The 22,737-nt window shown below is 57.7% G+C and carries 19 protein-coding genes; 10 read left to right on the top strand and 9 right to left on the bottom strand.

The genetic code is table 11. The features are described from left to right. Positions 1-163: 163 nt before the first annotated feature. Entirely contained in the window at positions 164-1,891 is a 1,728-nt protein-coding gene (gene ggt / locus Q6A51_RS16820; protein ID WP_304575311.1) for a gamma-glutamyltransferase, read from the top strand. On the opposite strand, the gene Q6A51_RS16815 is transcribed toward ggt, so the two are convergent. Further along, a complete protein-coding gene (locus tag Q6A51_RS16815) occupies positions 1,877-2,782 on the bottom strand; it encodes a LysR substrate-binding domain-containing protein (RefSeq protein WP_304575310.1) in 906 nt (301 codons plus the stop codon). The genes ggt and Q6A51_RS16815 overlap by 15 nt on opposite strands. Positions 2,783-2,889: 107 nt before the next feature. Between Q6A51_RS16815 and Q6A51_RS16810 the strand changes: the two genes are divergently transcribed. The 3 genes from Q6A51_RS16810 to Q6A51_RS16800 all read left to right on the top strand — a co-directional run bounded on the left by Q6A51_RS16810 (position 2,890) and on the right by Q6A51_RS16800 (position 5,391). Then, positions 2,890-3,654, top strand: a complete 765-nt coding sequence (locus Q6A51_RS16810; protein WP_201020107.1) for a sulfite exporter TauE/SafE family protein — start codon at positions 2,890-2,892, stop codon at positions 3,652-3,654. Between the two features lie 172 nt (positions 3,655-3,826). Then, positions 3,827-4,411, top strand: coding sequence for an NAD(P)H-dependent oxidoreductase (locus tag Q6A51_RS16805; protein ID WP_201020108.1), 585 nt, complete (start codon positions 3,827-3,829; stop codon positions 4,409-4,411). Positions 4,412-4,491: 80 nt separating this feature from the next. Then, the gene (locus Q6A51_RS16800; protein ID WP_304575309.1) at positions 4,492-5,391 is read left to right on the top strand and encodes a LysR family transcriptional regulator; all 900 of its coding nucleotides are present in this window, start codon (positions 4,492-4,494) and stop codon (positions 5,389-5,391) included. 230 nt (positions 5,392-5,621) lie between these two features. Here the strand turns inward: Q6A51_RS16800 and Q6A51_RS16795 are convergent, their stop codons facing one another. Next, a complete protein-coding gene (locus Q6A51_RS16795) occupies positions 5,622-7,205 on the bottom strand; it encodes a peptide chain release factor 3 (protein ID WP_304575308.1) in 1,584 nt (527 codons plus the stop codon). Between the two features lie 345 nt (positions 7,206-7,550). Between Q6A51_RS16795 and Q6A51_RS16790 the strand changes: the two genes are divergently transcribed. From Q6A51_RS16790 to Q6A51_RS16770, 5 genes are all read left to right on the top strand, one after another. Beyond that, the gene (locus Q6A51_RS16790) at positions 7,551-8,264 is read left to right on the top strand and encodes an ABC transporter permease (protein WP_201005628.1); all 714 of its coding nucleotides are present in this window, start codon (positions 7,551-7,553) and stop codon (positions 8,262-8,264) included. A gap of 15 nt (positions 8,265-8,279) precedes the next feature. Further along, on the top strand, positions 8,280-9,173 hold the full coding sequence (locus Q6A51_RS16785; RefSeq protein WP_304575307.1) for a glycine betaine ABC transporter substrate-binding protein: 894 nt from the start codon (positions 8,280-8,282) through the stop codon (positions 9,171-9,173). Between the two features lie 13 nt (positions 9,174-9,186). Further along, positions 9,187-9,840 carry an ABC transporter permease gene (locus tag Q6A51_RS16780; RefSeq protein WP_201005626.1) on the top strand — a complete coding sequence of 218 codons (654 nt, stop codon included), beginning with the start codon at positions 9,187-9,189 and terminating at the stop codon, positions 9,838-9,840. Next, positions 9,837-11,003, top strand: coding sequence for an osmoprotectant ABC transporter ATP-binding protein OsmV (locus tag Q6A51_RS16775; protein ID WP_201020111.1), 1,167 nt, complete (start codon positions 9,837-9,839; stop codon positions 11,001-11,003). The genes Q6A51_RS16780 and Q6A51_RS16775 overlap by 4 nt, the downstream gene beginning before the upstream one ends. A 429-nt stretch (positions 11,004-11,432) precedes the next feature. Beyond that, entirely contained in the window at positions 11,433-12,596 is a 1,164-nt protein-coding gene (locus tag Q6A51_RS16770) for a type III PLP-dependent enzyme (RefSeq protein WP_025258414.1), read from the top strand. Positions 12,597-12,666: 70 nt separating this feature from the next. Here the strand turns inward: Q6A51_RS16770 and Q6A51_RS16765 are convergent, their stop codons facing one another. The 3 genes from Q6A51_RS16765 to Q6A51_RS16755 form a co-directional block, all read right to left on the bottom strand. Further along, positions 12,667-13,485 carry a hypothetical protein gene (locus tag Q6A51_RS16765; RefSeq protein WP_304575306.1) on the bottom strand — a complete coding sequence of 273 codons (819 nt, stop codon included), beginning with the start codon at positions 13,483-13,485 and terminating at the stop codon, positions 12,667-12,669. A gap of 80 nt (positions 13,486-13,565) precedes the next feature. Then, positions 13,566-14,570, bottom strand: coding sequence for an alpha-xenorhabdolysin family binary toxin subunit B (locus Q6A51_RS16760; RefSeq protein ID WP_304575305.1), 1,005 nt, complete (start codon positions 14,568-14,570; stop codon positions 13,566-13,568). 2 nt (positions 14,571-14,572) lie between these two features. Then, positions 14,573-15,820: an alpha-xenorhabdolysin family binary toxin subunit A gene (locus Q6A51_RS16755; RefSeq protein ID WP_201020114.1), complete on the bottom strand. Its 1,248-nt coding sequence runs from the start codon at positions 15,818-15,820 to the stop codon at positions 14,573-14,575. A gap of 423 nt (positions 15,821-16,243) precedes the next feature. On the opposite strand from Q6A51_RS16755, the gene Q6A51_RS16750 reads away from it, so the two are divergent. Then, entirely contained in the window at positions 16,244-18,760 is a 2,517-nt protein-coding gene (locus Q6A51_RS16750; RefSeq protein ID WP_304575318.1) for a sulfite reductase flavoprotein subunit alpha, read from the top strand. A gap of 55 nt (positions 18,761-18,815) precedes the next feature. Here Q6A51_RS16750 and Q6A51_RS16745 read toward each other — a convergent pair whose 3' ends face one another. The 4 genes from Q6A51_RS16745 to Q6A51_RS16730 are packed head-to-tail and all read right to left on the bottom strand — an operon-like array spanning position 18,816 to position 22,702. Then, complete coding sequence (locus Q6A51_RS16745) at positions 18,816-19,790, bottom strand: peptide ABC transporter ATP-binding protein (RefSeq protein ID WP_304575304.1); 975 nt, start codon at positions 19,788-19,790, stop codon at positions 18,816-18,818. Further along, positions 19,790-20,758, bottom strand: a complete 969-nt coding sequence (locus Q6A51_RS16740) for an ABC transporter ATP-binding protein (protein ID WP_201020116.1) — start codon at positions 20,756-20,758, stop codon at positions 19,790-19,792. Before Q6A51_RS16740 ends, Q6A51_RS16745 begins: the two co-directional genes overlap by 1 nt. Positions 20,759-20,768: 10 nt before the next feature. Then, the gene (locus Q6A51_RS16735) at positions 20,769-21,680 is read right to left on the bottom strand and encodes an ABC transporter permease subunit (protein WP_201005616.1); all 912 of its coding nucleotides are present in this window, start codon (positions 21,678-21,680) and stop codon (positions 20,769-20,771) included. 11 nt (positions 21,681-21,691) lie between these two features. Further along, on the bottom strand, positions 21,692-22,702 hold the full coding sequence (locus tag Q6A51_RS16730) for an ABC transporter permease subunit (protein WP_201005615.1): 1,011 nt from the start codon (positions 22,700-22,702) through the stop codon (positions 21,692-21,694). Between the last annotated feature and the right edge of the window lie 35 nt (positions 22,703-22,737).

Here is a 22,737-nt window from a genome sequence, read left to right as displayed (position 1 = left end):
CGCAGTGATCGCTGAGTCGCACGTTGGACCGGTTGTTGGCAGGGGCGGCAGGAACCGCTACTTTGGACGGCGTTTGGCCCGCGCAAGAGTGCCGGATACGGCCTTGAGGCGTTTTGCATGACGCTTGCCAAACGTCCCCCGACTCAGAAAAAGAAGGAACGACATGAAGTTTGAACCCCTCTCCAGGTCGCTGATCGCGACAGCACTCATTCTGGCTTACGCCCCTGTTCACGCCGCCTCTCAGGCACCGGTCGCCGCCGAAAACGGCATGGTGGTCAGCGCCCAGCATCTGGCGACCCACGTGGGTGTCGATGTTCTCAAGGACGGGGGAAATGCGATCGATGCCGCCGTGGCGGTCGGTTATGCACTGGCAGTGGTTTACCCCGCAGCAGGCAACCTGGGCGGCGGTGGTTTCATGACGATTCAACTGGCCGACGGGCGCAAGACGTTCCTGGATTTCCGCGAAAAGGCTCCGCTGGCGGCCACTGCCGACATGTATCTGGACAAGCAGGGCAATGTCATTCCTGATCTCAGTTCCAAAGGTCACTTGTCTGTGGCCGTGCCGGGAACAGTCGCGGGCATGGAACTGGCGCTGAGCAAATACGGGACCCGCAAGCGTGAGGACGTGATTGCTCCGGCCATCAAGCTCGCCGAGGACGGCTTTGTCCTGAAGCAGGGCGATGTCGATCTGCTGTCGACGGCCACTGATGTGTTCAGGGCGGATATGGCCGACTCGGGGTCGATCTTCCTGGACAAGGGCGAGCCGCTGAAAGTCGGTCAGAAACTGGTGCAGAAGGATCTGGCCAAGACCCTGCAGGAAATCTCCAACAAGGGTAACGACGGATTCTACAAAGGTTGGGTCGCCAAGGCGTTGGTGGATTCCAGCCAGGCCGGCAAGGGCATCATTACCCAGGCTGACCTCGATCACTACAAGCCCCGCGAGCTTGCGCCCATCGAGTGTGACTACCGTGGCTATCACGTGGTTTCGGCACCGCCACCCAGCTCGGGCGGCGTGGTCATCTGCCAGATGCTGAATATCCTTGAAGGCTACCCGATGAAAGAGCTGGGCTATCGCTCGGCCCAGGGCACGCACTATCAGATAGAAGCCATGCGTCATGCCTATGTCGACCGCAACAGCTATCTGGGCGACCCGGATTTCGTCAAGAATCCCATCGAGCACCTGCTGGACAAGAACTACGCCACCAAACTGCGTGAGGCCATCGATCCGCAAAAGGCCGGTGACTCCAACAAGATCAAACCGGGCGTCGCGCCCCATGAAGGCAATAACACCACTCATTACTCCATCATCGATAAATGGGGCAATGCGGTTTCGGTGACCTACACCCTCAACAACTGGTTCGGTGCCGGGGTCATGGCCAGCAAGACCGGCGTCATTCTCAATGACGAGATGGACGACTTCACCACCAAGGTGGGCGTGCCCAACATGTTCGGTCTGGTGCAGGGCGAAGCCAACGCCATCGCACCGGGCAAGACGCCGCTTTCATCCATGAGCCCGACCATCGTCACCAAGGATGGCAAGGTTGTCATGGTGGTCGGCACGCCGGGCGGCAGCCGGATCATTACCGCAACCTGGCTGACCATGCTCAACGTGATCGACTACGGCATGAACATTCAGGAAGCCGTCGATGCACCACGCTTCCATCAGCAATGGCAGCCGGAAACCACCAACCTTGAGGCGTTCGCCGTCAGCCCGGATACGCTCAAGATCCTCGAAAGCTGGGGGCACAAGTTTGCAGGGCCTCAGCCGCTCAACCACGTTGCTGCAATCCTGGTCGGCGCACCTTCGCTGGAAGGCAAACCGGTGGGCAATAACCGTTTCTACGGGGCCAACGACCCGCGTCGCAACACAGGGTTATCACTGGGGTACTGAGTAAAAATGCCCAGGGTCCAGAAACGTCAACAATGCCTTGGCATAGCCTGGCAGTGAGTCGAAGTCCGTTGCGCACAGCAGCAGTTTTCGATCAGCCCAGGCATCGCTCAACGGCAACGCCTTGAATGTTTCTGGACCTTGCCAGCGATTCACGGCGGCCTGCGGCACGATCCCCAGCCCGGCGCCATGGGCGACCATGCGGATGACGCCGTCGAAGCCTTCGGCACGAACCCGGATGCGCAAGCGCTTGCCGGCGTGCAGCGCCTGTTCTTCGAGATAGATACCCAAGGCGCTGCTGGCCGACAGGGCAACGAATTCGTTATCCAGAGTTTGTGTGAAACGCACTGCGGAGAGGGTGGCGAGTGGATGATCCACCGGCATGATGAGTGTCAGAGGATCATCGCGAAATGGTCGGGTCTGCAGGTCGCTGGCGTCCATCGCATCGGAAATGATGCCGATATCGGCCGTACCATGGCGCACGGCATGCAGGATGCGCAAGCTGGGTTGTTCCTCCAGGTCGAGATCGATATTGGGGTGAGTGACCAGGAAACTGGCCAGCAATTCCGGCAGGTGTTCGCTGAGCGTCGAGGTGTTGCACAGTAGCCGGACCTGCCCTTTGAAACCCTTGGCGTAGTCCGCCAGATCGAACTGCATGCGTTCGACCTGTTGCAGGATCAGCCGCGCATGCTGCCCAAGGGCTTTGCCTGCCGGAGTCGGGGTGACACCACGTCTGCCGCGTTCGAGCAAAGGCGTATCGAGTGAAGCTTCCAGCGCCCTGATCCGCGCACTGGCCGATGTCAGTGACAAATGGCTGTGTGCCGCGCCAGCAGTGATGTTGCCGGCTTCAAGGACATTCAGGAACAGCCGCAAGTCAATGAAATCGAAGTGCATGGTGAGCCTCGCGCTTGCGATCGATAGGTTCAGCCTCTGTCTTTGCTTGAGGCAGGCTTGGTGCAAGACAGATATTCAAAACGATTCGGCTGGCTCAGGATAGGGCCATGAATACATTCCTGGATTTTTATCAAACTGCCGGTTGGGGCCTTACCGCTCTGGTGATCGGTACCTTTCTCCTGGCCGGAACGGTCAAGGGTGTGATCGGGCTCGGCTTGCCGACAGTGGCCATGGGGCTTTTGGGGCTGGCTATGTTGCCGGCACAGGCTGCGGCTCTGCTGATCATTCCTTCTACCTTCACCAACATCTGGCAATTGGCGACAGGTGGCCACTTGAAGCCGTTGCTCAGGCGCTTGTGGCCAATGCTCAGTCTGATCGTCATCGGCACATTTCTGGGGTCGTTCTGGCTGGGCATGAGCGGCGGGCATTCGATGACTCGCGCACTGGGCGGGGCGTTGCTGCTCTATGCGCTGAGCGGGCTGTTTCTGCCGACTTTCAAGGTGTCCGCCAGGACCGAACGCTGGCTTGGGCCGGTATGCGGTTTCATCACCGGGATCATCACTTCGGCCACCGGCGTGTTCGTGATTCCAGCTGTGCCTTACCTGCAAGCGTTGTCGCTGGAGCGTAATGAACTGGTGCAGGCGCTAGGGTTGTCGTTCACCGTTTCGACACTGGCGCTGGCGGCAGGCTTGCTGTGGAACGGGGCACTGGGTGGCGGTGAAATGGGGGCGTCACTGCTGGCGCTGATCCCGGCCTTGCTGGGTATGTTGTTGGGCCAATGGCTTCGCCAGCGAATCAGCGCCCTGGTTTTCAAGCGAGTGTTCTTTATCGGGATGGGAGCGCTTGGGCTGCATTTGTTGATAGCAGGCTGACCCTTTTTAAATCAATAATTGATGATTGATTCGTGCCTTTCAGGCAAAAGTATTTTGCCTGACGGGTCATTACTCACTTGCACGTGTTTCTTTATCCTGCGGCCCATTGTTTTTGACTTTCAATCCGGCTTTCGGCGGGTCGGGTTTTCAAGCATTTATCCATGAGGCTGACATGAAAAAGATCCTGTTCCTGAACGGCGGCAAACAATTCGCGCATTCTGAAGGCCGCTATAACGCAACCTTGCATGAAGCCGGTGTGGCTTTCATGGACCGTGCCGGTTTCGACGTGAAGGAAACCTTTATCGACGGCGGCTACGACCTGGCCGAAGAAGTGCAGAAGTTTCTCTGGGCCGACGTCGTGGTCTGGCAAATGCCTGGCTGGTGGATGGGCGCGCCATGGACTGTGAAAAAGTACATCGATGAAGTCTTCACCGAGGGGCATGGCAGCCTGTACGCCAACGACGGTCGTACCCGTTCCGACGCTTCGCAGAAATACGGCAGTGGCGGCTTGCTGCAAGGCAAGCAGTACATGATCTCCGCGACCTGGAATGCGCCGCAGCAGGCCTTCGACGACCCGACCGATTTCTTTGAAGCCAGGGGCGTGGACGCGGTGTACTTCCCGTTTCACAAGGCCAACCAGTTTCTGGGCATGACCGGCCTGCCGACTTTCCTGGCGGTGGATGTGATGAAGCGCCCGGATATCGACAGCGATGTGAAGCGCTATGAGGCGCATCTGGCTCAAGTGTTTGGGGTTTGATTTATTTCGCGGATGAATCCGCTCCCACGGCAGCGAACGAACGGCGCTAATATCCAGTCTGTTTTGAGCTGGGGGCAACAATGAAAGCCAGGTCCGATGAATTGCAGGTCTTTGTTTCGGTGATCGAAAGCGGGTCGATTTCTGCCGCCGCCGAGCACATGGGGCAAACACCTTCCGGTGTCAGCCGGACCCTGGCGCGCCTTGAGGCCAAGCTGGAAACCACACTGATCAACCGCACCACGCGGCGCATGGATCTGACGGAGGAGGGCAAGTTCTTTCTGGCGCGAGCCCGGCAGATTCTTGAGCAGATGGAGGATCTGGAAGAGCATCTGTCCCTGTCCCGACAAAGACCGTCCGGACGTTTGCGCGTCAATGCCGCTTCGCCGTTCATGCTGCACTCGATCGTGCCTTACGTGGCCGAGTTTCGCCAGCTGTACCCGGACATCCAGCTTGAACTCAACAGCAATGATCTGGTTATCGATCTGCTTGAGCAGAACACCGATATCGCCATCCGCATCGGGACTCTGGCCGATTCAACCCTGCATGCCCGCTCTCTGGGATGTACCCCGCTCAATATCCTGGCCAGCCCGGATTATTTGAAGCGACATGGTGTACCGACCTCGGTCGAGGAACTGGCGAACCATACGTTGCTGGGGTTCTCCCACAGCGAAACCCTGAATAACTGGCCGCTGCGTCATGCGGGTGGAGATCGCTGGCCGATTCAGCCGGCATTGTCAGCATCCAGTGGCGACACATTGCGTCACCTTGCACTGGCGGGAGAGGGGATCGTGTGCCTGTCGCACTTCATGACCCACGAAGATATTCGTGAGGGGCGTCTTCAGGTTGTGCTGGCCGATGCCCACAGCGGGTATCGACAGCCCATCCATGCGGTGTACTACCGCAACTCGAAGCTGGCGCTGAGAATTCAGTGCTTTCTGGATTTCATGCAGGAAAAGCTGGCGCAGTACGCCTGCAAGTAATTTTTGGGCTCGTGCATTCGCGACTGAAGTCGCTACGCACTAATGCCGATCAGTTAAGGTGCAAGCAAAACTTGTGGGAGGCAGCTTGCTGGCGAAAAGGCGTGAAAACCGGCAGATATTCTGCGTCTGTACGCTGAAGTCGCCAGCAAGCTGCCTCCCACAAAGTGATTTATGGCCTTAACTGATCTGCATTACTCCTGCGCACTGTGACTGAGGCAGGCGAATTCAGATCAATGGTGTTCGCGGGTTGCGCGGAATTTCACGTCCGGCCAGCGCTCTTCCATCAGGGCCAGGTTGACGCGGGTCGGTGCCAGGTAGGTCAGGTGACCGCCGCCGTCCAGAGCCAGGTTTTCCACAGCCTTGTTTTCAAACTCTTCGAGTTTCTTCTTGTCACCGCTGTCGATCCAGCGGGCTGACCAGACGGTGATCGGCTCGTAGGCGCATTCGACCTTGTACTCTTCCTTCAGACGGCTGGCGACCACATCGAACTGCAGCACGCCGACTGCGCCCAGGATGATGTCGTTGCTGCGCAGCGGGAAGAACACCTGCGTTGCGCCTTCTTCGGCCAACTGTTGCAGGCCCTGGCGCAGTTGCTTGGACTTGAGCGGATCCTTCAGGCGTACGCGGCGGAACAGTTCCGGCGCGAAGTGCGGGATACCGGTGAAGCCCAGGCTTTCGCCTTCGGTGAAGGTGTCGCCGATCTGGATCGTGCCGTGGTTGTGCAGGCCGATGATGTCACCGGCATACGCCTCTTCCAGTTGCTCGCGCTCGGAGGAGAAGAATGTCAGTGCGTCGCCGATCCGTACATCCTTGCCCAGACGTACATGGCGCATTTTCATGCCCTTGTCGTAGCGGCCCGAACAGATGCGCATGAAGGCGATACGGTCGCGGTGTTTAGGGTCCATGTTCGCCTGGATCTTGAACACGAAACCGCTGAACTTCTCTTCGACCGGCTCTACGCTGCGCTCGTTGGCAACCCGCGCCAGAGGTTTGGGCGCCCAGTTCACTACGGCATCAAGCACGTGGTCGACACCGAAGTTACCCAGTGCAGTACCGAAGAACACCGGAGTCAGTTGACCGTTGATGAACTCTTCCTGGTTGAACTCGTGGCAGGCGCCCTGCACCAGTTCCAGCTGCTCGACGAAACGGTCGTACTCGTCGCCCAGGTGAGCACGGGCTTCGTCCGAGTCCAGTTTCTGGATGATCTTGGTTTCAGTGCGCTCATGACCGTGACCGGCGGTGTAGACGATGATGTAGTCGTCAGCCAGGTGATAGACGCCCTTGAAGTCGCGGTAGCAGCCAATCGGCCAGGTGATCGGTGCGGCCTTGATCTTCAGGACGGCTTCGATCTCGTCCAGCAACTCGATAGGGTCGCGGATGTCGCGGTCGAGTTTGTTGATGAAGCTGACGATAGGCGTGTCGCGCAGGCGGCAGACATCCATCAGGGCGATGGTGCGAGGCTCTACACCTTTACCGCCGTCCAGAACCATCAGCGCCGAGTCGACTGCCGTCAGGGTGCGATAGGTGTCTTCGGAGAAGTCTTCGTGACCCGGGGTATCGAGCAGGTTGATCATGTGATCGCGATACGGGAACTGCATGACCGAAGTGGTGATGGAGATGCCGCGCTGTTTCTCCATTTCCATCCAGTCGGATGTGGCATGACGATCTGATTTACGGGATTTGACCGTACCGGCGACGGAAATGGCCTTGCCCATCAGGAGCAGTTTTTCCGTGATGGTGGTTTTACCGGCGTCCGGGTGGGAAATAATGGCGAAAGTGCGGCGTTTCGCGACTTCGGCGGCCTGTTGGGTCATGGGAAATCGCCTGAAAGAGAGTCAAAAAAAGGGCGCAGATTATAGCTCAACTCAAGCCAATAACCGAACCGTTCAGTCGATTCAGGGTGGCCAAATAGCATCTCCCGTGGGAACCTTTCAGACCGTGGAGACGTCCACTCTCTTGTAACAGGCTATGTAAGGCCGGCATCAAGAGCTGATAAATCAGCAAGTTAGCTTGACGAAGTTGCGCTCATGGCCTGTGTATTCGCCGAGGAAAAATCCTCACTGGCGATCCACCTGCTGCTCTTCGCGAACGTTATTGCAGGCGCTCATTACCGGGCGTCACAGGCAGCGCGTTCGCCGACTGAAATAAGGAGTCCGCCCGTGGCTAATCGCTATGGCAAGGGGCTATTGGGAGGTACGGTCGGCATCGTACTCCTGGCCCTGCTGGTCCACTGGATCGGCATCGATACGTTTATGAAGTACAAGGATGATCTGCTGTTTTACCTGCAGGCCCATCTGGTTCTGGTTCTGGTTTCAATGTTGGCGGCTGTCGTGGTCGGTATCCCTGCCGGCATTGCGCTCAGCCGACCGAACATGGTCGGCCGAGCCGAACGCTTCATGCAGATATTCAACATTGGCAACACCGTTCCACCCCTCGCGGTTCTGGCCATCGCTCTCGGGATTCTCGGGATCGGCAGTGGTCCAGCCATCTTCGCCTTGTTCCTCGCCTCGTTGCTGCCCATCGTGCGCAACACCTACGAAGGCCTGAAAAACGTTCAGGGTTCACTCAAGGAAGCCGCCACCGGCATCGGCATGACACCGCGTCAGGTGTTGCTGCGTGTCGAGCTGCCCAATGCCGTGCCGATCATCGTCGGCGGTGTTCGCGTGGCGCTGGCGATCAATGTGGGGACCGCGCCGCTGGCGTTCCTGATTGGTGCCAACAGCCTTGGCAGCCTGATTTTCCCCGGTATTGCCCTGAACAATCAGCCGCAATTGCTGCTGGGTGCCGCGTGTACGGCGTTGCTCGCTCTGGTGCTTGATGGCCTGGTCTCTCTGTTGAGTCGCATCTGGCTGGAGCGCGGCCTGAGCCGCTGAGAGAAAGGAACTTCCATGAAAAAGCTAGCTTTGTTACTGGGCCTCGGGCTGCTGTTCAGCAGTTTTGCCCAGGCAGCAGAAAAACCCTTGCTGCGCATTGGCGCACGGGTATTTACCGAGCAGACCATGCTCGCCGAACTGACCGCGCAATACCTGCGCACCAAGAACTACAACGTGCAGATCACCGGCGGCCTGGGCAGCAACCTGGCCCGCAGCGCACAGGAAAGCGGTCAACTCGATCTGTTATGGGAGTACACCGGTGTGTCGCTGGTGGCCTACAACCATATCGACGAAAAGCTCGACAGCGAGCAGACCTACGCACGGGTCAAGGAAGTGGATGCAAAGAAAGGCCTGGTCTGGCTTTCCCCGTCCCGCTTCAACAACACCTATGCCTTGGCACTGCCGCAGAAAATTGCCGATCAGTATCCACAGGTCAACACCATGAGCGACCTGACCAGGGTGCTCAAGGACGAAGCCAAAGAGGGTCATGTCGTAGCGCTGGACACCGAGTTTGCCAATCGTTCCGATGGGCTGATCGGCATGGTCAAGCATTACGACATGAATCTCGGTCGCGAGAATACCCGGCAGATGGACGCCGGACTGGTCTACACCGCCTTGCGTAACGGGCAGGTGTTCGCCGGGCTGGTGTACACCACTGACGGACGCCTGAACGCCTTCAAGCTCAAGGTGCTGGAAGACGACAAGCATTACTTCCCGGATTACACCGCCGCGCCGGTGATTCGCCAGGAGTACCTGGATGCCCATCCTGAAATCGCCACGCTGCTCAAGCCGCTGGCTGACCTTCTGGATAACCAGACCATGATCGAGCTTAACGCCCGCGTCGATGTCGGTCATGAAAGCCCCGCCAAAGTCGCCGCAGATTTCCTGCGCCAGCATCCACTCAAATAAGGAAGGAGACGATATGAGTTTCTTTAGCGCCTTCTCCCATCTGGACTGGGCTCAGGTCATGCAATTGACCTGGCAGCACATCACCCTGGTCGGTATCGCCGTGAGCCTGGCGATTGTGGTGGGTGTTCCCCTCGGTGTGTTGATGACACGCTTTCCGACGCTGGCCGGGCCGCTGCAAGCCAGTGCCACGGTGCTGCTGACGGTGCCGTCCATTGCCCTGTTCGGTCTGCTGCTGCCGTTCTATTCCAAATTCGGCCAGGGCCTTGGCCCGTTGCCAGCGATCACGGCGGTGTTTCTCTATTCACTGTTGCCGATCATGCGCAACACCTACCTGGCCCTGACGGGTGTGGATGCGGGTATCCGCGAAGCTGCCAAAGGTATCGGCATGACCTTCGGCCAGCGCCTGCGCATGGTTGAACTGCCGATTGCCGTGCCTGTGATCCTCGCCGGTGTGCGCACCGCCGTGGTGATGAATATCGGTGTCATGACCATCGCCGCCACGATCGGTGCCGGTGGCCTGGGCGTACTCATTCTCGCGTCAATCAGCCGCAGCGACATGTCGATGCTGATCGTCGGCGCAGTGCTGGTCAGCATTCTGGCCATCTTCGCCGACCTGCTCCTGCAATGGCTGCAACGCACCCTGACTCCAAAAGGATTGCTCAAATGATCGAACTTCAGAATCTGACCAAAACCTTCACCTCCAACGGCAAAGACGTCAAAGCCGTGGACTCGGTAAGCCTGACCGTCAATGAAGGTGAGATCTGCGTCTTTCTCGGGCCTTCGGGTTGCGGCAAGAGCACCACGCTGAAAATGATCAACCGCCTGATCGTGCCGACCTCCGGCAAGGTGCTGATCAATGGCGAAGACACCACCGACCTGGACGAAGTGACCCTGCGCCGCAACATCGGTTACGTGATCCAGCAGATCGGCCTGTTCCCGAACATGACCATCGAAGAAAACATCGTGGTCGTGCCCAAGCTGCTCGGCTGGGACAAGCAACGCTGCCACGACCGTGCCCGCGAACTGATGAGCATGATCAAGCTTGAGCCCAAGCAGTATCTGCATCGCTATCCCCGTGAGCTGTCCGGTGGTCAGCAACAGCGCATCGGAGTGATTCGTGCCTTGGCGGCCGAAGCGCCGTTGCTGCTGATGGACGAGCCGTTCGGCGCTGTCGACCCGATCAACCGCGAGATGATCCAGAACGAGTTCTTCGAGATGCAGCGTGCGTTGAACAAGACTGTGATCATGGTCAGCCACGACATCGACGAAGCCCTCAAGCTGGGTGACAAGATTGCGATCTTCCGGGCGGGCAAGCTGTTGCAGATCGACCACCCGGACACTTTGCTGGCGCACCCGGCGGACGAGTTCGTCAGCAACTTCGTCGGCCAGGACAGCACACTCAAGCGCCTGCTGCTGGTCAAGGCCGAAGATGCTGCCGACAACGCACCGTCGGTGAGCCCGGAAACTCCGGTGGCCGATGCGCTGGAAGTGATGGACGAAAACGACCGTCGCTACATTGTCGTCACCGATGCCGAGAACAAGGCACTGGGGTACGTGCGTCGTCGCGACTTGCATCGCCAGCAGGGCACCTGCGCCCAGTTCCTGAGCGAGTTCAACGCCACGGCCGCTTACGACGAACACTTGCGCATCCTGCTGTCGCGCATGTACGAGTTCAACCGCGCCTGGCTGCCGGTGCTGGATGCCGAGCGGGTGTTCCTCGGTGAGGTGACGCAAGAATCGATTGCTGCTTATCTGAGTTCCGGGCGTTCACGGGGCATGAAGACCAGTATTGTTTCGCCGGCTGAGGTTGCGGCTGAAGCGCTGAGCTAATGCGGGGTAGGGGCGAATTCATTCGCGAAGGACGGTGTTCGCGACTGAAGTCGCTCCTACGGCGACTTACGAGAAAATGGCCTTGCAGGCTGTCACCCAAATCGCCCTGAAAATGAACATCAGCCTGTCATCAGGGTCGGTTATAACGGCGGTCAACTCGGTTATCTGCCGAACGTGTGTCAAAACGCGACATTTTTTGTTGATCTCAAGCCTCTCAGGTCCTAAAGTTCGCGCCGAACGTCCATGCTGGAAACGATCCATCCGGCTCAAGTACTGACGACGAGACAGCAAGGCCAAGGGGCATGATCCCCATGGCCTTTTTGCTTTCGGCGACATGCCTTGGGAAGTAGGCGAACCAAAGTGGGGATACGGAGGGCGTTCATTTACACCCATTTATATTCATCTGTTTGCCAAGTGGAGTTCCCAAGCATGCCGATCAAGGTCGAAGACTATTTCTCTGACGCTTCTTTCAAGAAGATCAAGTCGTTCGCTGACAAGCAAGAAACCCCGTTTGTCGTCATCGACACCCAGGTGATCAGCCAGGCCTACGATGACCTGCGCGCCGGTTTTGAGTTCGCCCAGGTGTACTACGCGGTGAAGGCCAACCCTGCGGTCGAGATCATTGACCTGCTCAAGGAAAAGGGTTCGAGTTTCGACATCGCTTCGATCTATGAGCTGGACAAGGTGCTGAGCCGTGGCGTAGGCGCTGATCGCATCAGCTATGGCAACACCATCAAGAAGTCCAAGGACATTCGTTACTTCTACGACAAGGGCGTGCGTCTGTACGCGACCGACTCGGAAGCCGACCTGCGCAACATCGCCAAGGCCGCGCCGGGCTCGAAAGTCTACGTGCGTATCCTGACCGAAGGCTCGACCACTGCCGACTGGCCTCTGTCGCGCAAGTTCGGTTGCCAGACCGACATGGCCATGGACCTGCTGATCCTGGCTCGTGACCTGGGTCTGGTGCCTTACGGCATCTCCTTCCACGTGGGTTCGCAGCAGCGCGACATCAGCGTCTGGGACGCAGCCATCGCCAAGGTGAAGGTGATTTTCGAGCGTCTGAAAGAAGAAGACGGTATCGAGCTCAAGCTGATCAACATGGGTGGCGGCTTCCCGGCCAACTACATCACCCGTACCAACAGCCTGGAAACCTACGCAGAGGAAATCATCCGCTTCCTGAAGGAAGACTTCGGTGATGACCTGCCGGAAATCATTCTGGAGCCAGGCCGTTCCCTGATCGCCAACGCCGGTATCCTGGTCAGCGAAGTCGTGCTGGTTGCGCGCAAGTCGCGTACCGCCGTCGAGCGTTGGGTATACACGGATGTGGGCAAGTTCTCCGGCCTGATCGAAACCATGGACGAAGCCATCAAGTTCCCGATCTGGACCGAGAAGAAAGGCGAGATGGAAGAAGTGGTCATCGCGGGTCCTACCTGCGACAGCGCCGACATCATGTACGAGAACTACAAGTACGGCCTGCCGTTGAACCTGGCTATCGGTGACCGCCTGTACTGGCTGTCTACCGGCGCCTACACCACCAGCTACAGCGCTGTTGAATTCAACGGCTTCCCGCCGCTGAAATCGTATTACGTGTAAGCGTCCAGCCTGTCCGAGAGCCCGCAAGCGATTGCGGGCTTTTTTATTTGGGCTCCCTGTCGGCAACCGTTCAGGCGGGTCTGGCGGTCAGGCTGTTGAACCATTGTGTGAAACGCTTGATTTCCTTCAGGCTGACCAGCAGCAGGCGTGCCTCCAGATAGGGGCGTGAAGGGGTGTCGCTTTTACGCATTCGCAGAGTGTGGGCGAATGCGATCCCCAACAAGTCGCACATCCTTGTCATGTAGGCATTCATATTGGCTGCTGCGCAGTAGGCCTCTGCATATTGCCGTTGGGTAATGAGTACGTAGTTTCGTGCTCCGTTGAGTCGCGCTTCGGGAGAAAGCGCCGGGCCTTTTCGATTCGAAGGGATTGAGGCGGTGAGTTTTTGCAGCGCAACACTCTGCTCTCTGCTTGTTTCGATCAGGTTGTATTCATTGGCGTGTCGATAGATGTTGCTGTTCATGAAGTCGATGAGGCGAGGAAGAAAGGTATAGATGCCTTTTGTCAGGGATTGCAGCGTTTCAATGTGATCATCGAGTTCCTCCAGGAACATGCCCAGTCGTTTTCTGCTTTGTTCAACCAATTGCGCAGAGACGTCCTTGCTGCTCCTGATGTTCTCTAAGGACTGCATGATTTTCTCTAGAAATGCCTCGAGTTCACTATGCAGGGTATTAATGGCTGGCAGGATTTTCGACCAGATGGACAAGTGCTGGCTTGCCTTGGCCAGCAGTTCTGCAATTTCCGGTATCCGGTAGGCTCCGTACTCTCGTACCGGGACCAGATCAAGGTTGACCTTGAATGAGCGGGTGAACTCGGGGAGTCTGCGCAAGACCTGCATATAGTTGTCGAGCCCCGTGAGGTCGCTTTGATGGATCAGATTCCCTGCCATTATTGAGCCCCTGATGAGTTGTGTAGTGAGGCAAGGGAAATGGAACAGGCCATTTCCCTTGAATTCAGCGTGTGGAGTGATTAGCGGATGGGGCGCAGATAGCTGGCCAGTTGCAGCCCGTAGCTGATGAAGCGCCTGCGGAACGCATTTTCATCCTGCGCGGCTGCCTGATTGGCTGCGAGGAAACTGTCTATTGTTTGAGCAATCTTCTGGTATTGCTCTACATAAAGCGTGCGCTGATCGTCCATGGTGTTGAAACACTCGATCAGCTCGATACGTTGAGTCAGCGCCAGCTTTTCCTTCTCCCTCTGGGTCAATTGCTCAAACAGCTTGTCGATTCGTTCACGCAGGCTGTCGCGACGTTTGATCATGGCTATGAAGTTGATCCCCTCGTTGCCATAGTCCAGGGTCGCTTTCATCTGCTCTATCGCCAAGGTGATAACCGCGATCTGCGGAGGTTGTACACCGAGAGCAATCACTTTTTCAGCCGTGAGAAGGGTGTCCTTGGCAATGCTGGCGAACCCTTTGCTTTCAATGGCATCGATGGCTTCGCTCAGTACCCGGCGCTCCTCGCGAACGTTGGCCAGTGTGGTATTGGCTTCGTTGATCCCGGTTGTTGCCCGGAGGACGTCTTGTTCAAGGCTTGCCTGGAACTCCCGGGTCTGCTGACGATTGGTGGCTTCCTTCATCCCGATCAAGGCATTGGCCAGCTTGACTGATTCGGCACTTGCCAGGGCCATGGCGTTTTTCAGGGCCAGGGTACGTTCGGCTTGAATGTCTTTGATCTCGCCTTGATCCATGGTTTCGCCGAGTTCCTGGTCGTACTTTCTCAATTGGGCGATTCGGGACTCGATATCGAGCATCAGCCGCATACAAGCCGCGCCAAGGCGTTGGTGCTCGATGACAATTGCGTTATTGATACGCTTGAAGCGTTCATAAATAGCGGGCAGGTAATAGGTCTTGGCGTACAGGACATCGGCAGTGACCAGTTTGCTGCTCAGGGCACTTTGGCTATTGATCATTATCAGCAGGTCAGGTGTCTTGATATTCATGGGGGTATCAAGGGTAGTCATAGTATTCGTCATGTTCATTTTCCATAAATCCGTTTAAATTCCTCGTCAGCTTCTTTGAATACGTCAAGTAACGCATCAGAGTCCTGTTCGATGGTTTTCCAGGGTTGTACGACTTGTCTGAAGCGATTCATGAATACCCGGAGTGACAAGGCATCGTTGATTTCCAATGACGACTTTGCCGACCCGTCAATGAAAATGAATAGTTTGTTCCAGACCGTAATCAGGTTTTTGGTTGCGATGTCAGCGTCAATAACAACGGTGACGAGATTTTGCAGGTCAAACTTGACCCTGCTCAATGAACCAAGGATCTTGTTTTTAAGTTGCAGCTCATCGATTTCTTTGGTTTGTTGCGAGATCAGTTCGTTTCTTGCTTTACGAACCCCTTCGGCTTCAACGCCAAAATAGATGCCCAGCGCAAGGCCGACAATATTCAGTTTACTGACCGAGCCCAGAGAGCGTTCAACGGCCGCCTTGTATTCCTTGTTCTTTTCATCGATATCTTTTGCCCTGCGCTCGATACTGTTATTCAGCCTGGTGACATCCGTGGGCAATGAGCTGTTATCGATTGCGGTGACCTTGCGCTGAATTTCCGGTGTGACGTAAAGCGCAAGGTCCAGACCGAACTTTTCCAGTTCTTCCTTGATGTCCTGTGCGTCTGCCTGGCTTTCCTTGACCTTGCGCAGGATTTCAGCCAGATAGAAACCGATGTCCTTTGCGGTTTCCTTGTCGCTTTCGCTCAGATCGATCCCCGGAAATTTGTCACCCAGTTCACGGGACAGGCGTTTGACGTCTTCCAGTGTCTTGATGTCGAACTGTTCAATGATCTTGCCGGCCTTGATGTCGCTGTAGATGTCCTCCATGCTCTTGTCGTAGACCAGCATCTGGCCTGCGAACACTTTAAGTTTGCTGCCAACCGCCAGTAACTGACTGCGCAGAGGGCTCCAGCGCCTTGCATGGGCATGCACTATCTTATAGCTTTTCAGAAAGTCCTCAGGTTCCAGCCCGACACCCGCTCCGCTGCTGTAACCCAGGTAGGAAATGACGGCGTCAATCTCTGTGGGCAGTGCCAGGCCGACCAGTTCATATTGTTTGAGATTGACGATCTGTTGCTTGGTCAGTATCAAGCCAGGTGTGCGTTGAACTTCTGTGTCATTTCCGGAAGATACATTGAAGAATACATCGGCTGACTGTATTGCTTCGTCGGTTACAGGGTCGCCGGTCGTGTTGGTGTCGGTAGCTAATCTTTCAAGTAGTGCAGTCATTGGACATGTCCTTATTTTCCAGTGGGACCATTATTGGATCCGGTTTTATGTGTTTCAGTTATTGCTTCAGATGAAGATTAGGGGGGCGGGATCATGAGTGTCAAAGGCGAAAGATAGTCGTGTCTTGTAGGATAAATGTTTTGGGTTGGTAAGTAGTTGTGTGAAAGTTTTGTGACGGCTGGTGAACTAGTTGTCAGGGTGTTAGTTGATATTCTTGTATAAATAAGAGGTCGGGTAATTATGCGAATGCTTCTTTGTCGTACGGCATTTGATATTCCGTAGAGGGTCTTGCACCGTGCTTCACCCTGATGAGCTTCAAGGCTCAATGCTGTACGAGGCGTAGCGCCGTCTCCGTAAAGATGAGAATAAATAACATTTAGCGCATAATACGCACCGCAAAATGCCGGCGAGGTAGTGGGTGTGTTGAAGAAAGTCCTGTTTCAGGTTCATTGGTTCTTCGGAATCACGGCGGGGCTGGTTCTGGCCTTGATGGGCATTACCGGTGCGCTGTATTCGTTCGAGGATGAGATTCTCGACGCGCTCAATCCTGATGTGCTGCTCGTTCAGGAGCGTGGCGCAACCTTGCCGCCGCCCGAACTGGTCCGCAAGCTGGAGGCCGCCACGGGCCTGACAGTGGCGATCCTGCGTGTCCAGACGGTGGGGAATCGCGTTGCCCAGGTCTATTTCACACCTGATCCGGGCCAACGACGCGGTCCCAAGCGCAATTTCGACCCCTATACCGGGGAGCTTCGGGGCAACGGTGTAGGTGAGGGTTTCTTCGATTTTGTCCTGAACGTGCATCGCTATCTTGCGGCAGGTGAAGTCGGCAAGCAGATCACCGCGGCGTGTACCCTGATTCTGGTGTTCTTCTGTCTGTCCGGGCTCTATCTGCGCTGGCCGCGCAAGGCACTGGACTGGCGCGTCTGGCTGACCATGGATTGGGCGAAGAAAGGCCGCAGTTTCAACTGGGACCTGCACTCGATATTCGGGACCTGGTGCCTGCTGTTTTATCTGTTGTTCGCCGTGACCGGCCTGAACTGGTCCTATGACTGGTTCAGCAATGGCATGAACAAACTGATGGGCGATCCTCCACCTGTCGAGCAAGGCAAAGGCGATAAGCCTGTGCAGCCTCCGGGCCCGCTGGTTGTGGATTACGATGCCGTCTGGGCCAGCATTCAGGAAGCGGCCGGGCCTGAACTGAGTTCCTATAACCTGAGACTGCCTGCGAGCGGCGGTCAGCCTGCTACCGTGTTCTACCTGCTCAAGAGTTCGCCGCATCCGCGTGCCTTCGGCACCCTCAATCTGGACCCGGCCACCGGCAAGATCAATTTTGTCGTGCGGTATGAGGACAAGAGCCTGAGCGCACAATTGCTGAGCAGTAATTACGCGCTGCACGTGGGCAGTTATTTCGGCATTGTCGGGCGTATCGTAATGACCGTTGCGTCATTGATGATGCCGCTGTTCTTCATCACCGGCTGGCTGCTGTATCTGGATCGGCGTCGCAAGAAGCGCGAGATCAAAGAGGCCCGTGGCGGTCTGGTAGCCAATAATGATGCGTCATCGTGGCTGATCGGTTTTGCCAGCCAGAGTGGCTTTGCCGAGCAACTGGCCTGGCAGACCGCCGGGCAGTTGCAGGCGGCGGGTTTGCCGGTGCGGGTGCAGCGCCTGGGCGAGCTGACCGGGCAGGACCTGAGCCAGAGCAGCAATGCCTTGTTTGTGGTCAGCACCTTTGGCGATGGCGAAGCGCCGGACAGCGCTCGTGGTTTCGAGCGTAAATTGCTGGGCAGCCCGTTATCGCTGCAGAACCTGAACTACGCCGTCCTGGCCTTGGGGGATCGGCAGTATCAGCATTTCTGTGGTTTCGCTCACCGTTTGCATGACTGGCTGAGCGAGCGTGGCGGCCGCACCCTGTTTGCGCCAGTGGAAGTCGACAGCGCCGACCCAGCCGCCTTGCAGCACTGGCAACAACAGCTTGGGCAACTGACGGGCAGCAAACCCTCCACCACCTGGCAGGCTCCGGTTTTCGAGAACTGGACGCTGGTTCGCCGTGAACTGCTGAACCCCGGCAGCAGTGGTTCAAAAGTCTTTCTGGTCGATCTGGCAGCGCCAGGTCCGGCGACCTGGCTGGCCGGTGATCTGATCGAGGTCTTGCCACGCAACAGTGCAGCAGCCATTGAGCATTTCCTTAACGGGTTGGGCATTGCTCAGGATATGCCGGTCAGTGTGGACGGTTTGCAGGAAACCCTGGCTCAGGCCCTGGCTACCCGCCAATTGCCGCAGCACCGGGCGCATCTTGTCGGGCTGCACGCTCAGGCATTGCTCAATGCACTGGTGCCGTTGTCCGCCCGCGAATATTCCATCGCCTCGATTCCGGCAGATGGCGTACTGCAACTGATCGTGCGTCAGGAACTGCATCCCGATGGCAGCCTGGGGCTGGGCTCTGGCTGGCTGACCGAGCATGCCGCGCTGGACGGCGCAGTCAGCCTGCGTCTGCGCCGCAACAGCAGCTTCCATCTGCCGGCCGAGCCGATCCCGATGATCCTGCTGGGTAACGGCACCGGTCTTGCGGGCTTGCGCAGCCTGCTCAAGGCGCGCATCGCCCAGGGGCAATCGCGTAACTGGCTGCTGTTTGGCGAGCGGAATGTGGCTCATGATTTTTATTGTTCCGGCGAGCTGAAAGGCTGGCTGGCCAGCGGTGATCTGTTGCGGCTGGACCTGGCGTTTTCTCGCGATCAGGCGCAAAAGATCTACGTGCAGGATCGCTTGCGCGAAGCCGCCAATGAGTTGCGGGCCTGGCTGGATCAAGGCGCAGCGATTTATATCTGCGGCAGTCTGGAAGGGATGGCGGCGGGTGTGGATCAGGTCTTGAAGGATGTGCTGGGCGAACAGGCGGTGACCGAACTGATCGAGCAGGGGCGTTACAGAAGGGATGTTTATTGATTGAGATCGCGAATGAATTCGCTCCTACGGTAGGAGCGAATTCATTCGCGAAGGATTACGCAGCCACAAACTGCTCCGCGTAATGACAGGCTACCTGACGGTTATCCACCGTCCGTAGCTCGGGTACTTCCGTTGAGCAGCGCTCGGTCGCGTAGGGGCAGCGCTTGTGGAAGGCGCAGCCGCTTGGCGGGTCGAGAGGGTTGGGGAGTTCGCCGACGATCTTTATCTTCGGCTTCAGCGGGTCCGGGTGAATGGTCGGGGTCGCCGAGAGCAGTGCCTGGGTGTACGGGTGCAGAGGACGGTTGTAGATTTCCTCTTTCGGCCCCATTTCCGCAGGTCGTCCCAGGTACATCACCAATACCGTGTCCGCCACATGGCGCACCACCGACAGGTTGTGGGAGATGAACACGTAGGCTGTGTTGAACTCCTGCTGCAGATCCATGAACAGGTTCAGTACCTGCGCCTGGATCGACACATCCAGCGCCGAGGTCGGTTCATCGGCCACCAGCACCTTGGGTTGCAGCATCATGGCGCGGGCCAGGGCGATACGCTGACGCTGACCACCGGAGAACATGTGCGGGTAGCGATGGTAATGCTCTGGACGCAAGCCCACCTGGCTCATCATCGCCTGAACCTTTTCCCGGCGCTCGGCACGGCTGAGGTCGGTATTGATGAGCAGCGGCTCGCCCAGTTGATCCCCGATCTTCTGCCGGGGATTGAGCGAGGCATACGGGCTCTGGAACACCATCTGCACGTCTTTGCGCAATTGCTTGCGCTCGGCCTTGCTGGCGCCGGCAACTTCCTGCCCGGCGATTTTCAGGGAGCCGGAAGAGGGCTCTTCGATCAGGGTCAGGGCGCGAGCCAGTGTGGATTTCCCGCAGCCGGATTCACCGACCACGGCCAGGGTCTTGCCTGCTTCCAGCTCAAAGGACACGCCATTGAGGGCACGCACCAGTGCATTGCCCTTGAACAGGCCGCGAGAGACTTCGTAGTGACGGGTAAGGTCGCGGGCGGTAAGTACGACGCTCATTACGCCACCTCCTGATTCAAGGGATAGAAGCAGCGTGCATGGCTGTGGGCTTTAGGGTCCAGGGACGGGCGCTGGGTGCGGCAGTTCTCCTGGGCGTAAGGGCAGCGTGGCGACAGCAGGCAGCCGATTGGGCGGTCATAACGGCCAGGTACCATGCCGGGCAATGTTGCCAGACGCGCTGCACCCATGCTGTGTTCCGGGATCGCGGCCAGCAATGCTTCGCTGTACGGATGAGCCGGAATGTCGAACAGGCCGGGCACCTGACCGACTTCCACGGCTTGCCCTGCGTACATCACACAGACACGCTGCGCGGTTTCGGCAACCACGGCCAGGTCGTGAGTGATCAGTACCAGCGCCATGTCCTGATCCTTTTGCAGGCTCAGCAGCAGATCCATGATCTGTGCCTGGATGGTGACGTCCAGTGCGGTGGTCGGCTCGTCGGCGATCAGCAGCTTGGGTTCACCGGCGATGGCCATGGCAATTGCCACGCGCTGGCTCATGCCGCCGGACAGTTGGTGCGGGTAGGCATTCAGGCGTGCGGCAGCGCCGGGGATTTCCACTTTTTCGAGCAGTTCCAGGGCGCGTTGGCGTGCGGCCTTGCCGGACAGTTTCAAGTGTTGGCGCAGGACTTCCTCGATCTGAAAACCCACGGTGTAGCTGGGGTTCAGCGCGGTCATCGGGTCCTGAAATACCATCGCCAGGTCCTTGCCGATGATACGGCGACGTTGGCGTGCGTTGAGCTTGAGCAGGTCGTTGCCATCGAAACTGAGCGAGTCGGCGGTGATGATGCCGGGAGCGTCGATCAGCCCCATCAGCGCCATCATGGTCACGGACTTGCCGGACCCCGATTCGCCGACGATGGCCATGACTTCGCCTCTTTCGACACTCAGCGACAGGCCATCCACAACGGGGACGGCCTTGCTGTCGCCAAAGCGGACGTTGAGATTCTGGATTTGCAGAAGTGACATACGAATCTCCTCAGGCGGCATTCTTGAGTTTCGGGTCCAGCGCATCGCGCAGGCCGTCGCCCATCAGGTTGATTGCCAGCACGCTGAGCAAAATGGTCAGACCGGGCAGGCTCACGACCCACCAGGCGCGTTCGATGTAGTCGCGGGCCGAAGCGAGCATGGTGCCCCACTCAGGCGTCGGCGGTTGTACGCCAAGCCCCAGGAAACCCAGTGCCGCGGCATCGAGAATGGCGGAGGAGAAACTCAGGGTCGCCTGTACGATCAGCGGTGCCATGCAATTGGGCAGCACGGTGACGAACATCAGGCGTGGCAGAGTGGCTCCGGCCAGACGGGCAGCGGTCACGTAGTCGCGATTCAGTTCGCCCATCACCGCAGCACGGGTCAGGCGCACATAGGACGGCAGCGACACGATGGCAATGGCGATCACGGTGTTGATCAGGCCAGGGCCGAGGATTGCGACGATGGCAACTGCCAGCAGCAGCGAGGGCAGGGCGAGCATGATGTCCATCAGACGCATGACCGCAGGGCCGAGGAAGCGCGGGAAGAACCCGGCCAGCAGGCCCAGCAGGATGCCGGGGATCAGCGACATGACTACGGAAGACAGGCCGATCAGCAGCGACAGTTGCGAGCCCTGAATCAACCGGGACAACAGGTCGCGGCCCAGTTCATCGGTGCCGAGAAGGAATTGCCATTGACCGCCTTCAAGCCAGACCGGAGGGGTCAGCAGGAAGTCGCGGTATTGCTCGCTCGGATCGTGGGGCGCAACCCAAGGGGCGAACAGCGCGCAGAACACGATCAGGATCATGAACATCAGGCCGGCAACGGCACCTTTGTTCCGGGAAAAGGCTTGCCAGAATTCTTTGTAAGGCGATGGGTAAAGCAGGCTTTGATCGACTGCTACCTCAGGAGTAGGTGTGCTCATTGGTCAGGATCTCAGCGCTGGTGACGGATGCGTGGGTTGGCAAAGCCGTAGAGGATATCCACCACGAAGTTGACCAGGATCACCAGACAGGCGATCAGCAGAATACCGTTCTGTACGACCGGGTAATCCCGTGCGCCAATGGCCTCGATCAGCCATTTGCCGATGCCGGGCCAGGAGAAGATCGTTTCGGTCAGTACGGCACCCGCCAGCAGTGCGCCGACTTGCAGGCCGAATACGGTCAGAACCGGAATCAACGCATTGCGCAGGCCATGGACGAATACCACGCGAGCAGGCGACAGGCCCTTGGCCCGTGCGGTACGCACGTAATCTTCACGCAAGACTTCCAGCATCGAGGAGCGGGTCATCCGGGCAATCACCGCCAGCGGGATGGTGCCCAGCACGATGGCAGGAAGAATCAGGTGATGCAGGGCATCGAGGAATGCGCCTTCTTCATCGCTGAGCAGGGTATCGATCAGCATGAAACCGGTGACGGGCTGAATGTCATACAGCAGGTCGATGCGTCCCGATACCGGGGTCCAGCCCAGGGATACCGAGAAGAACATGATGAGGATCAGACCCCACCAGAAGATCGGCATCGAGTACCCCGCCAGGGAAACCCCCATGACCCCGTGATCGAACAGCGAGCCGCGCTTGAGTGCCGCAATGACCCCGGCCAGAAGTCCGAAAATGCCTGCGAAGATCAATGCCGCAATCGACAGTTCAAGCGTGGCGGGGAACAGCGAGGTGAACTCGGTCCATACGCTTTCGCGAGTACGCAGGGATTCGCCGAGGTCGCCCTGGGCGAGCTTGCTGACGTAATCGATGTACTGCGCATAAAGCGGTTTGTTCAGACCAAGGCGCTCCATGGCCTGGGCATGCATTTCCGGGTCGACCCGGCGTTCGCCCATCATGACTTCGACCGGGTCACCGGGGATCAGGCGAATCAGGGCGAACGTCAGCAAGGTGATGCCGAAGAAGGTAGGGATCAGCAACCCCACCCGGCGGGCAATAAAACTAAACATCTTGTGGTGTACCTCATCAGCCTTTCAGGCATGCC

This window comes from Pseudomonas serbiensis (assembly GCF_030580745.1).
Lineage (GTDB): Bacteria > Pseudomonadota > Gammaproteobacteria > Pseudomonadales > Pseudomonadaceae > Aquipseudomonas > Aquipseudomonas serbiensis.
This window is presented reverse-complemented; position numbering and strand designations above follow the sequence as displayed.